At 68.8% G+C, this 12401-nt stretch carries 9 protein-coding genes; 4 read left to right on the top strand and 5 right to left on the bottom strand.

Annotated features, from left to right (window positions below):
• Window positions 1-540 precede the first annotated feature (540 nt).
• A complete protein-coding gene (gene hpnH / locus WS91_RS31370) occupies window positions 541-1701 on the bottom strand; it encodes an adenosyl-hopene transferase HpnH (protein WP_059575607.1) in 1161 nt (386 codons plus the stop codon).
• Window positions 1702-1713: 12 nt separating this feature from the next.
• Window positions 1714-2655, bottom strand: a complete 942-nt coding sequence (gene ispH, locus WS91_RS31365; RefSeq protein WP_038755192.1) for a 4-hydroxy-3-methylbut-2-enyl diphosphate reductase — start codon at window positions 2653-2655, stop codon at window positions 1714-1716.
• A 381-nt stretch (window positions 2656-3036) separates the two neighbouring features.
• On the opposite strand from ispH, the gene WS91_RS31360 reads away from it, so the two are divergent.
• Entirely contained in the window at window positions 3037-4227 is a 1191-nt protein-coding gene (locus WS91_RS31360; protein ID WP_059671670.1) for a glycosyltransferase, read from the top strand.
• A 461-nt stretch (window positions 4228-4688) separates the two neighbouring features.
• On the opposite strand, the gene WS91_RS31355 is transcribed toward WS91_RS31360, so the two are convergent.
• Together WS91_RS31355 and hpnA are read right to left on the bottom strand one after the other, a co-directional pair.
• Window positions 4689-6326: a hypothetical protein gene (locus WS91_RS31355; RefSeq protein ID WP_059671669.1), complete on the bottom strand. Its 1638-nt coding sequence runs from the start codon at window positions 6324-6326 to the stop codon at window positions 4689-4691.
• Window positions 6327-7207: 881 nt separating this feature from the next.
• Entirely contained in the window at window positions 7208-8215 is a 1008-nt protein-coding gene (hpnA, locus tag WS91_RS31345; protein ID WP_038755202.1) for a hopanoid-associated sugar epimerase, read from the bottom strand.
• Between the two features lie 160 nt (window positions 8216-8375).
• Between hpnA and WS91_RS31340 the strand changes: the two genes are divergently transcribed.
• From WS91_RS31340 to WS91_RS31330, 3 genes are all read left to right on the top strand, one after another.
• The gene (locus WS91_RS31340; protein WP_038755204.1) at window positions 8376-8684 is read left to right on the top strand and encodes an acylphosphatase; all 309 of its coding nucleotides are present in this window, start codon (window positions 8376-8378) and stop codon (window positions 8682-8684) included.
• The gene (gene rarD / locus WS91_RS31335; protein ID WP_059575599.1) at window positions 8681-9574 is read left to right on the top strand and encodes an EamA family transporter RarD; all 894 of its coding nucleotides are present in this window, start codon (window positions 8681-8683) and stop codon (window positions 9572-9574) included. The genes WS91_RS31340 and rarD overlap by 4 nt, the downstream gene beginning before the upstream one ends.
• Before the next feature lie 952 nt (window positions 9575-10526).
• Window positions 10527-11627 carry an OpgC domain-containing protein gene (locus tag WS91_RS31330; RefSeq protein ID WP_442854985.1) on the top strand — a complete coding sequence of 367 codons (1101 nt, stop codon included), beginning with the start codon at window positions 10527-10529 and terminating at the stop codon, window positions 11625-11627.
• Here the strand turns inward: WS91_RS31330 and WS91_RS36590 are convergent.
• Window positions 11617-12342, bottom strand: coding sequence for a hypothetical protein (locus WS91_RS36590; protein WP_156432580.1), 726 nt, complete (start codon window positions 12340-12342; stop codon window positions 11617-11619). The two genes, WS91_RS31330 and WS91_RS36590, sit on opposite strands and share 11 nt — an antisense overlap.
• Between the last annotated feature and the right edge of the window lie 59 nt (window positions 12343-12401).

Raw genomic sequence — 12401 nt, 5'->3', positions numbered from 1 at the left:
CGCAAGTGGCGCAAGTGGTGTGTGTGGCGCCGGCTCGGCTCGGCGGCCGTCGCATGCGACATCGATCGGTTGCGCAAGCGGACGTGACGAAAAAGTGCGACAAAGACGCGTGAAGCGGGGAATTTCGCTGAACGTGCGCCAGGATTTCCATGTCGAGGCGTTCGACGATGCGAAATCGCATCGGCATCGATATCGGTACCGATGCCGCCACGGCCACCGCCACCGCCACCGCCACGGCCACGGCCACCGCCACCGCCACCGCCACGGCCACGGCCACCGCCACCGCCACCGCCACCGCCACCGGCCTGAACCGGCCTGACACCGCTCATTCATCCCAAAACATCGTCCGTCGCGCGCCGACCGACGTATCGCAACCGACGCACGGCGCGCCGAAAAAATGCATCGCGGCGAACTGCGCAAAGGCGCGGCCGGACCCCGGCGACACGCGCGCCAAAACAAAAGGCGCCCCGAATGTCATTCGGGGCGCCTCGGCCGTCGACGGCGGGCGCGCAATCTCGCGCGTCGCCGGCGATCGTCGGGTCAGGCCGTCGCGGCCGGCTTCGGCGACTTTTGCAGCTTGCCCTTGCCCGCGCGCTGGATCTCTTCGAGCTTGATCTCGACGTGGCGGGAGAACACGTACTCGGCCGGACGCTGCTTGTCGATCGGAATGTCCGGCGCGAACGGGCCGTCGGTCTTGATGCCCTTCTGGCTCACGCGCAGCGCCTTCAGCGGATGCGCGATCGTGTCCATCACGGCGGTCGCCTCGAAGCCGCAGTGGACCATGCAGTCCGCGCACTTCTCGTAGTTGCCGACGCCGTAGTTGTCCCAGTCGGTCGTCTCCATCAGTTCCTTGAACGACTTCACGTAGCCTTCGCCGACCAGGTAGCACGGCTTCTGCCAGCCGAACACCGTGCGCGCCGGGTTGCCCCACGGCGTGCACTTGTAGGTCTGGTTGCCGGCGAGGAAATCGAGGAACAGCGACGACTGGCTGAACGACCAGCGCTTGCCGCCTTCGCCGCGCTTCAGAATTTCGCGGAACAGGTTCTTCGTCTTGTCGCGGTTCAGGAAGTGCTGCTGATCCGGCGCGCGTTCGTACGCGTAGCCCGGCGACACCGTGATGCCGTCGACGCCGATCGGCTTGAGCGTATCGAAGAACTTCGCGACGCGCTCGGGGATCGCATCGTTGAACAGCGTGCAGTTGATGTTCACGCGGAAGCCGCGGCGCTTCGCTTCCTTGATCGCCGCGACGGCCTTGTCGTACACGCCGTCCTGCGACACGGAATGGTCGTGCATGTCCTTGTCGCCGTCGAGGTGAACCGACCAGACGAAATACGGGCTCGGCTGGTAGTCGTCCATCTTCTTTTCCATCAGCAGCGCGTTCGTGCACAGATAGACGAACTTCTTGCGCTTCATGATGCCCCGGACGATTTCCGGCATTTCCTTGTGGAGCAGCGGCTCGCCGCCCGCGATCGACACGACGGGCGCGCCGCATTCGTCGACGGCCTGCAGGCATTCCTCGATGGACAGGCGCTGGTTCAGGATCGGATCGGGGTAATCGATCTTGCCGCAGCCGTTGCACGCGAGGTTGCAGCGGAAGAGGGGCTCGAGCATCAGCGCGAGCGGATAGCGTTTGTTGCCGGACAGGTGTTGGCGCACGATGTACGCGCCGACGCGGGCTTGCTGGAGCAGCGGAATAGACAAGAGATGTCCTCCTTAAACTTCGCGGGCGACAGCTTGCATGAGCTTCGCCGGCAGCTTGAATTCGACTTTTTCCTCGCGGCCCGACATCGTCGCGACCTCGACCGGGCCGAGCGCGCGCAATGCGGCGATCACGTCCTCGACCATTTCCTCGGGCGCCGACGCGCCGGCCGTGAGGCCCACCGTGCGCGCGTTCGCGAACCATTCGGTGCGGATTTCCGAGCCGTCCGCGACGAGATAGCTCGGCACGCCGCTTTCGGCGCCGATCTCGCGCAGCCGGTTCGAGTTCGAGCTGTTCGTCGCGCCGACGACGAGCAGCACGTCGACCTGCTCGCTCAGTTCGCGCACGGCCGCCTGGCGGTTCTGCGTCGCGTAGCAGATGTCGCGCGTGTCCGGGCCGACGATGTCGGTGAACCGGCGCTGCAGCGCTTCGATGATGCCGCGCGTGTCGTCGACCGACAGCGTCGTCTGCGTGACGTACGCGACGGGCGCGTCGGCCGGCAGCGTCAACGTATCGACCTCGGCTTCGCTCTGGACGAGGATCACCTCGCCCGGAATCTGGCCGATCGTGCCTTCGACTTCCGGATGGCCGGCGTGGCCGATCAGGATCAGCCGGCGGCCGGCCGCGACGTACTGGCGCCCCTGCACGTGCACCTTCGTGACGAGCGGGCACGTCGCGTCGAGGACGTCGAGGCCCCGGGCATCGGCATCCTTTTCGACGGTCTGGGCGACGCCGTGCGCGCTGAAGATGGCCACGGCGCCATGCGGCACTTCGTCGAGCTCCTCAACGAATCGCGCCCCTTTATTTCTCAGGTTTTCAACTACGTGCCGATTATGGACGATCTCGTGACGTACATAGACCGGCGCGCCGTGCTGTTGCAGCGCGCGCTCGACGATCTCGATCGCGCGGACAACCCCCGCACAAAAGCCGCGAGGCTGGGCAAGGATGACTCGCATATTTGGGCGAACTCCGACGACTGACGCGGGGTGCGAGCGGCCGGCAGGCCGGGCCGATCGCCCCAACTTGGATGTTATGAATGCAGGAACGGGCCCGGCACCCCGAAGTAATCGCGCATTTTAACCCTATCGGCTTTTGCGTGCTTTACCGTTCCTGACGTTGTGGCAATTGGAGCAACCCCGGAGGTCCGGCGCTTGCGCGCGTCAAACCCAGTAAACTAGGCGGTTTTCACCGAACCTTTCGGCTCGCTGACGCCGGAGGGCACCTAAAGGGCTGATTTGCATGGAAGTCGATCGTAACGAAACGGGCGCGCCGGCGCGCGCGGCCGCCGGTCCGGGCGGCGCGCCGGGCCGCCGCCGCGCACGGGCGGAGGGCCGCGCATGACGCTCATCGTCGTGTTTCTGCTGTCGTGCCTGTCGCTCGTGATCTGGCTCGTGCTGCTGTTCGGGCGCGGCGGCTTCTGGCGCGCGCGCCCCGCGCGGCGCCTGCCGCGCGACGCGCGCGGCGTGGCCGCCGACGCCGGCTGGCCCGCGGTGGCGGCCGTCGTGCCCGCCCGCAACGAGGCCGACGTGATCGGCGAGGCCGTCAAATCGCTCGTCGAGCAGGACTACGCAGGCTCGTTTCATCTGATCGTCGTCGACGACCACAGCACCGACGGCACCGCCGACGCCGCACGCGCGGCCGCGGCCGCCGCCAGCCGCGTCGACCGGCTGACCGTGCTGACCGCGGAGGCGCTGCCTGCCGGCTGGTCGGGGAAGGTATGGGCGCAGTCGCAGGGGATCGCCGCGGTGCGCTCGCTCGGGCTGCCCGCCGACTACCTGCTGCTGACGGACGCCGACATTGGCCATCCGCCGGACGCGCTCGCGCAGCTCGTCACGCGCGCTCAGGCCGAGCAGCGCGATCTCGTGTCGCTGATGGTGCGGTTGCGTTGCGATTCGTTCTGGGAAAAGGCGCTGATCCCGGCGTTCGTGTTCTTCTTCGCGAAGCTGTACCCGTTCTCGTGGGTCAACGATCCGCGCAACAAGACGGCGGGCGCGGCGGGCGGCTGCATGCTCGTGCGTCGCGACGCGCTCGAGGAGGCGGGCGGCATCGAATCGATTCGCGGCGCGCTGATCGACGATTGCAGCCTCGCCGCGCGGATCAAGCATCGCGGCGCCGGTCATCACCCGATCCGGCTCGACCTCGCCGAGCGCAGCGTGTCGTTGCGCCCGTACGATAGCTGGCGCGACATCTGGAACATGATCGCGCGCACCGCGTTCACGCAGCTTCGCTATTCGCCGGTGCTGCTGCTCGGCACGCTCGTCGGGATGACGATTATCTATCTGATGCCGCCCGTCGCCGCGCTCGCGTATGGCGCGCGCGCGTGGCCGGCGTGGCTCGCGTGGGCGTCGATGTGCACCGCGTATGCGCCGATGCTGAGCTATTACCGCCGCTCGCCGTGGTGGGCGCCGGCGCTGCCGCTCGTCGCGCTGTTCTATGTCGGCGCGACGTTCGCGTCGGCGGTGCGCTACTGGCGCGGCAAGGGCGGGCAGTGGAAGGCGCGCGTGCAGGCGCCGGTGCAGGATCGCTGAACCGTTGCGGGCCGGTCGGCGGCGTTCGGGAGCGGCCGCGTCGGCCGGTTGTTCGTCGGTTTTGGCTTCGACTGCGATCTTTGCCGGACTGCGCGCGCAAGCTGTTGCGCGAAGCGTTTCGTCGGGGTGCGAGGGCGCGGCACGGGGCACGCGGCACGCGGCCCGGTTTGCCCGATCGTCCGGGTGCGTGTGCGTGTGCGTGTGCGGGCGTGGCGCCGGCGCCGCGAAAACTGCGGATGCTTGCGGACCCGCGGGGCTCGATTGCTGCTGCGGGCCGTTATCCGTTGTCAGTGGTCTCGATTGAGCGCGTCCCCCGCGTTTATTCAGGAGAATGCGCTCGCTCGATCGGGCGACTTCGCCATTTCCCGGCCGGCGGCCGTCTCGACCGCCGTTCCGGTCACCACTTCTCCTTTCCTTCCGACGGTGCGGCGCCGGCGCTGGCCGTGGTCGGCCGCGCCGCGTCACTTCTGCGTGAGCAGCATGTACAGCTGGATCACGACCTCCGGCGAGAACGTGAACGGCACCCAGCCGAACCCGCTGTGCCGCGCGACGAGCAGGCGGTCGCCGTTCGCCTGCTTCTGCACCGCCATCAGCGGATTGCGCGTCGTCACGAAGCGCCAGCCGTTCGGCAGCCCGTTCGGCTGCTCGATCGTCATCGACGCGCGCACGTGCGCCAATTCCTCGATCAACTGGCTGAGCTGCTGAGGCGGCAGCGACACCGAGTGCTCGCCGAGCGTGAGCGTGATCTGGTCCTGCGACGGCCGCGCAACGTGCAGCGATAGCTCGCCGTTCGCCGCTTGCACTGCCGCGACCGGCGCCGCGGCTTCGGCGGCCGCCCGGTTCTGCTCGGCCTGCGACGCGAGCGATTCCGCCGCCGCCTTGTAGCTCGCCGCGCGTGCGGCGGCGGCCTCGGCGGCCGAACGTTCGGTCGTGGCCTGCGCGAACAGCGACTCGGCCGCGTCCTTGTCGGCCGCCGCCTGGGCCGCGGCCTGCTCGGCCGCGGCGCGGTCCGCCGCGGCTCGGGCGGCGAGCGTTTCGGCTTCCGCCTTGTCGTTGGCGGCTTGTGCGGCCGCTGCGTCGGCGGCGCTGCGTTCCGCCGTCTCTCGTTCGGTTGCGCGCGTTTCGGCCGCAGTGCGCTCGGCGCTGGCCTGCGCGGCGAGCAATTCCGCTGCGGCTCGATCGGCCGCCGCCTGGGCGGCGATCTCTTCGGCTGCGGCCTTGTCGGCCGCCGCCTGAGCGGCGGCTTGCTCGGCGGCGGCGCGGTCCGCCGCGGCTTGCGCGGCGAGCGTGTCCGCCTTTGCCTTGTCGTCGTCGGCCTGAGCGACAGCTTGCTCGGCGGCGGCCCGATCGGCCGCTGCGCGCTCGGCGATGCCCGCATCCGCCGCTGCGCGCTCGCTCGCCGCTCGAGCCGCGAGCGATTCGGCCGCGGCCTTGTCGGCGGCCGCCTGCGTCGCAGCGTGTTCGGCGGCGGCTCGGTCCGCGGCCGCTAGCGCGGCGGCATGCTCGGCCGCCGTGCGCTCCGACGTCGCCTGCGCGACGAGCGCTTCGGCGGCGGTCTTGTCAGCCTCGGCCTGCGCCGTCGCGTGCGCGGCGGCGGCGCGATCCGCCGCTGCCTGAGCGGCGAGTGCTTCGGCGGCAGCCTTGTCGGACGACGCCTGTTCCGTCGCCGCGCGTTCCGTTGCGGTATGGGCGGCAAGCGCTTCGGCGGCCGATTTGTCCGCCGCTGCTTGTGCCGCGGCCTGTTCGGCGGCGGCCCGATCCGCGGCCGCCTGCATCGCGAGCATTTCGGCCGCGGTCTTGTCGGTGACCGCCTGCGCGGCGGCGGCTTCGGCCGCGGCCTGGACGGCGGCCGCTTGCGTCGCGAACGCTTCGGCCGCCTTCTTGTCGGCGGCCGCTTGGGTGGCGAGGGATTCGAGCGTCGACTGCTCGACGGACATTCGGGCGGCTTCCGCGTGCTTCGCCGCGGCGGCTTCGGCGGCGGCCTTGTCTGCGGCGGCGGTCGCGGCGGCTTCCTGCGCGGCGCTCGCTACGTCGCACACCGTATGGATGAGCTGATCGACGCGGCTGTCGAGCGTATCGATCTGATCGTTCAAGTTCATGCGTGCATTCTCTACGTAAGACCCGCGATTTTACCCGCAGGCCCTGTCCAGGTTCGAACGTTGCATGTAACAAAATGCTGGCAACGTGGCGGACGCGGCAGCGAGCGCGTGTCGGACCGCGCACTTGGAGCGGTTCGGCGACATTGGCTGACGTAATGGGCGAGAAGTCGACGGATGGTGCCGCCGAGGTCGACGTGTGCCCGAAGTGTGGGCCGGCGCCTCCCCGATCGTCTTCGATCTTCGAGGCCGCATGGGGGCGTTTCGTGTCAGCGGCGATCGGAAAGGGCGGTCGACGCGCGCCGGCGGCCCCGCCGGCGGCCCGTTAGGCAGGTCCGTCGTCGTGTCGGCCGCGATACGGTGAGATCGCGGTGAGATCCGCGGTGAGATCCGCGGTGAGATCGTGGCGAGATCGCGGCGCGAACGCTGGTTGGGCGGCGAGATGTCCTTTGCCCCGTGGTTACCGCACGCTTTGCTGCTGCGGCAGCCTGCTCGAGGGTCTTTCTCGATCGAAAGCGTCGGGCGATCACATGCTCGACGCGTTCGCATCGATCGCTTCAAGATCGATGGGGATCTTGCCTGATGGCGACAAGAAGAGCGACGGCGCGAATGCGCATCGCAGCCGCGGGCCGCTCGTGGCGAGCCGAGCGCCGCGCGATGCGTCGCGATCGCCGATTTTCGATCCGGCACGCGGATGCGGGCGTCCCGTTTTCCGGGAAGAGGGGCGAATGCGTCGATAACCCGTCGCGGTCCACGATGAGTCGGCGAAAAATCGGAACGTTGCGCGGACCGTGAACGGCACGCGCAGAATTGCTGCCGAAACGCCGAAACGCCGAAACGCCGAAACGCCGAAACGCCGAAACGCCGAAACGCCGAAACCCCGCTCAGCGCAAATAACCCGCCTGCCGGAACCAGTCGAGCGCGTCGCGAATGCCCTCGCGGTATGGCCGAGCGCGATAGCCGAGCTCGCGCTCCGCCTTCGCCGACGTGAAATACATCTTGTTCTTCGACATCCTGAGCCCGTCGACCGTCACGAACGGCTCGCGCTTCGTGATCTTCGCGACCGCTTCCGCGCCGAGCGCGATCGGATACAGCGGCCAGCGCGGCAGCGCGAGCGTCGGCGCCTTGCGGCCCGTCAGTTGCGCGATGTCGGCGAGCATCGTCTGCAACGGCAGGTTCTCGCCGCCGAGGATGTAGCGCTCGCCGGTCCGCCCGCGCTCGAGCGCGAGCAGGTGGCCGTGCGCGACGTCGTCGACGTGCACCAGGTTCAGGCCCGTGTCGACGAACGCGGGAATCTTGCCGAGCGCGGCTTCGACGATGATCCGGCCGGTCGGCGTCGGTTTCACGTCGCGCGGGCCGATCGGCGTCGACGGATTGACGATCACGGCGGGCAGCTTGTCCTCGGCGATCATCCGCTCGACCGCGCGCTCCGCGAGCACCTTGCTGCGCTTGTAGACGCCGATCGCCTGCTCGGCCGTGAGCGGCGACGACTCGTCGGCCGATGCGCCCGACGGCGTCACCTTCAGCGTCGCGACGCTGCTCGTGTAGACGATCCGCTCGACGCCCTCGGCGAGCGCCGCGCGCATCGTCGCGACCGCGCCTTCGAGATTCGCACGCTCGATCTCGAGCGGATCGGGCGCCCACAGCCGGTAGTCGGCCGCGACGTGCAGCAGGTAGCGCACGCCGCGCAGGGCGGCGCGCATCGACGCTTCGTCGCGCATGTCGCCCGTCGCGATCTCGGCGTCGAGATCCGCGACGTTCGTGCGCGGGCTCGTCGGCCGCACGAGCACGCGCACCCGATAGCCTTGCTGCCGCGCGGCGCGCGCGACGGCGGAGCCGACAAAACCGGAGGCGCCGGTCACCAGAACGAGATCGCGTTGTGTGTCAGTCATAGTCCTCATGGCCGCGCGCTCGTGCAGCGCGGCGTGTTGTGCGTCGTGCGAGATTGTACGTGGTCGCCTCGCGCGGGCGGCGCGCGGTTTCGTCGAGCATCGTTCGCGGCGCGCGACTACAATGCCGGGCTTGGATCGACTGGATGACACGGGGGATGCGATGAGCGGCGACGATCTGGACGAGCGTCTGGACGAGCGGATCGAAACCTATTACGTGCGGGTGCGCGGCGTGGTGCAGGGCGTGGGCTTTCGGCACGCGACCGTGCGCGAGGCGCATGCGCTCAAGCTGCGCGGCTGGGTCGCGAATCTCGACGACGGCTCGGTCGAGGCGATGCTGCAGGGCCCGGCGCCGCAGATCGACCGGATGCTCGCGTGGCTGCGGCACGGGCCGCCCGCCGCGCGCGTGACCGAGGTGACGTTCGAGGAGCGCCGGACGGACAAGCGCTTCGAGCGCTTCCAGCAGCATTGAGCGCCGCGGCCGATTATCCGCAGGCGGGGCGCGGGATCGCGCTGTCGGTGGCGGCGTCGGCGCTGTTCGCGCTGCTGTCCGCGTATGCGAAGCTGCTCGCGCCGCTCACGGGGCTCGACATCTTCGCGTGGCGGATCGTCTGGACCGCGCCCGGCGCGATCGCGGTCGTCGCGCTGCGCGGCCGCTGGCCCGCGTTGCGCGAGCTGCTCGCGCGCGCGTTCGCGAACCGGCGGCTCGCGCTGTCGCTCGCGGCGAGCGCCGCGCTGCTCGGCCTGCAGCTATGGCTGTTCCTGTGGGCGCCGCTGCATGGCCGGATGCTCGAGGTGTCGCTCGGCTATTTCCTGCTGCCGCTGACGATGGTGCTCGTCGGGCGCTTTTACTACCACGAACGTCTGAGCGGGCTGCAATGGCTCGCGCTCGCGTGCGCGGCCACGGGCGTCGCGCACGAGATCTGGGCGACGCGCGCGTTCGCGTGGCCGACGCTCGTCGTCGCGCTCGGCTATCCGCCGTACTTCGTGCTCCGACGCCGCGTGAATGCGGATTCGCTCGCGCTGTTCTCGGTCGAAATGCTCGCGCTGCTGCCGGTCGCGGCCGCGACGCTCGCGATGGGCGGCACGCGCGTCGCGGATCGGCCGCTCCTGTGGGCGATGCTGCTGCCGGGCCTCGGCGCGATCAGCACGTTCGCGCTCGCCAGCTATCTGAAAGCGAGCCGCATGCTGCCGATGGCGCTCTTCGGGATTCTCGGCTACGTCGAGCCGGTGCTGCTCGTCGCGGTTGCCGTGTTCGTGCTCGGCGAGGCGCTGAGCTGGGAGCAGCTCGCGACGTACGTGCCGATCTGGGCGGCGGTCGCGCTGACCGCGTGGCACGGATTCTTGCTCGCACGGAGGTAGGCGCGCGCGTTCGGTGCGCATGGCGATTGCGTGTTCGATGGCGCGGCGCGTGGTTCGAATGGCGGGCGTTGGCTGGCTGGGCGATGGGAGCGGATTGCCCATGCCGACCTGCCGGCGCGCTGACCTATCGACCTGCGGACCCGTCGACCCGCTGAACCGCTGAACCGCTGAACCGCTGAACCGCTGAACTGCTGAACCGCCGAACGGCTGAACGGCTGAACGGCTGAACGGCTGAACGGCTGAACGGCTGAATTAGCAATTCCGCAATTCCGCAATTCCGCAATTCCGCAAATCCGCAAATCCGCAAATCCGCAAATCCGCAAATCCGCAAATCCGCAAATCCGCAAATCGGCAAATCGGCAAATCGGCAAATCGGCAAATCGGCAATTCCGCAATTCGATGACCGATCAACGTCGAACCACGACCGGCGACCGGTGACGCGCTGCGTCACGGAGATCCCGGCTGACGGATTCGCCAATCGACGGCCGTGATGCGAGCCGGCGCATTGCAGCCGATTACACGATGCGTCCGCCGCGCGATTCGCTGCTGCGCGGCGACGCGCTTGCCGACGCCCACCGCGCGCCGACCGCATGACACGCACGCGAATCAATCCCGTTGCGCCGAGCACGCCGCATGCCCGGCGGCATTCGCGACGCGCGATCCGTCTTGTAATCCGGCTAAAGATTTCGTTGCATTTTGTTACTTAGGGCATACCCTGAGCGGCGATTAAAATTTTTAGACGAATTCTTTCGCCCGCGGGCCCGCCCATGAACGGTCATGTTTTCACGTCGCAGGGGCGTTGCTCCGTCACGTCGGCGCATCGCCGGATTTTCAGCCGGCATTTGCATTGCGCCACGGCAGAACGGCTCGCAAGCCCGACTTTCCCGCTTTCCGCAGTTCGCCCGGCGCGCGCCGCGCGCATCGGTCCGGCCGTGCGATGAGCGTTCCCGTCATGTCTGCCCAAGCGGCCGCCGGACGCTCGATCGAGGTCGATTTCTTTCGCGGCCTCGTGCTGCTGACGATCGTCGTCGACCACATCGGCGCGAGCGTGCTGTCGCGCGTGACGCTGCACGCGTTCGCGCTGTGCGACGCGGCCGAGGTGTTCGTGTTCCTCGGCGGCTTCGCGACCGCGAGCGCGTATCTCGCGGTCTGTGCGCGCCACGGCGCGGGCGCGGCGCGGCGCCGTTTCGTGCGCCGCGCCGCGCAGATCTACCGCGCGTTTCTCGCGACGTCGACGCTGATGCTCGTGGTATCGGCCGTGCTCGATCACTACGGCATCGACGCGCCGAACATGGCGCTCGACGACATCAGCGTGCTGCTCGCATCGCCGCTCACGGGGCTCGTCGAGCTGCTGACCTTCAAGCGCCAGCCGTATCTCGCTTCGGTGCTGCCGATGTACGTGCTGTTCGCGCTCGCGACGCCCGCGGTCGTGCCGCTCGCGCGCGCGAAGCCGTGGTGGCTGCTGTTCGGCAGCGTGCTGATGTGGAGCTGCGCGCCGTGGCTCGCGGCCGACCTTCTCGACACCGATTCGTTCCGCTGGAGCTTCAACCCGTTCGCGTGGCAACTGATGTTCGTGGTCGGCGTGATCGTGCGCTGCTGGCCGCTGCATCGCGACGTTGCGGCGCGGCCGGGCGGCGCGGCGATCACCGCGGTCGCGCTGGCGGTCGTGCTCGCGTGCGCGTACTACAAGCTGTTTGCCGGGCTGCCGCTGCCGGAGGGTGAGCTCAAGCGCCATCTCGCGTGGCCGCGCGTGATGAACTTCGTCGCGTTCGCGTGGCTGATGGCCGAGCTCGTCCGCCACGGCTGGATCGCGCGGATCGCGCGGGCGGCGTGGCCCGTCGTCGCGGTCGGGCAGCGCGGGATGCTGTGCTTCGTCGTCGGCGCGGCGATCTCGCTGACGTTCGATTCGCTGCTGCACGGCATGCAAGGCAACGCGCGGATGCTGCAATTCGGCGTCGGCCTCGCCGCCGATGCGTGCGCGCTCACGCTGATGCTGACCGTCGCGAGCTCGGATCTCCTGTTCCAGCGCTTGCGCAGAAGCGTCATTGCGTGAAGCAAGCGGGCGACGCGCATCCGGATTCGATTTCGCCGCAGTTGCCGTTTCCGGGCCGACTCGTCTGCGTGTCGAGCCGCCGTCGTCCGGACGCGCACGAGCCGCTGACGCTCGAACGCCTTAGCCGCGCTCGACGCTCCAACGTGTCGATCAGTCTTGCCGACAGCCGCCTGATCGCCGCGATGCTCGCCGATATGTGCGCCTTGTGCCGCGCGCGGTCGATGCACCGCACCGGCTCGTCGCGGCAAGCATGCTCGATACGTTGCCGCTTGCCGTGAACGTATCCGCGCCGTTTGCGCCAAGTGTTTGCGAACCGCGAACCGCGAACCGCGAACCGCCAACCGCCAACCGCCAACCGCAAACCGCAAACCGCAAACCGCAAACCGCAAACCGCAAACCGCAAACCGCAAACCGCAAACCGCAAACCGCAAACCGCCGCTCGATACGGAGTCCGTAACGCGGCCGCTGCATCGGCATCGTCGCGAACGACGACGGCAGCGTCGCGCACGCATCGCCGCACGATTGCATGGCGGACATCGTCGACGAAATCGATCGGCGCGGCTTGCCCGAAAAGGCGAGCGCGGTCGGCCGGGCGGCGCGAGGCGTTACGTCGCGCGGCGCGAGCGCGCATTGCGTGCATTGCGCCTGTCGTGCGTTCGGCTCGAATTGCGCGCGCCGGCTTCGCCGCTCCAGCGCGATCGATCCATTTGACCAACGCGTCCGCGCCCGCCCGCTCGCGTGCGTCGCCTTGCGTTTAACCGCGCCGTCATGGGC

Origin of the sequence: Burkholderia sp. MSMB1498, assembly GCF_001526245.1 — a bacterium.
Lineage (GTDB): Bacteria > Pseudomonadota > Gammaproteobacteria > Burkholderiales > Burkholderiaceae > Burkholderia > Burkholderia savannae.
Note: the sequence above shows the minus strand (reverse complement) of the source record. Positions and strands in the feature narration are given on the sequence as shown.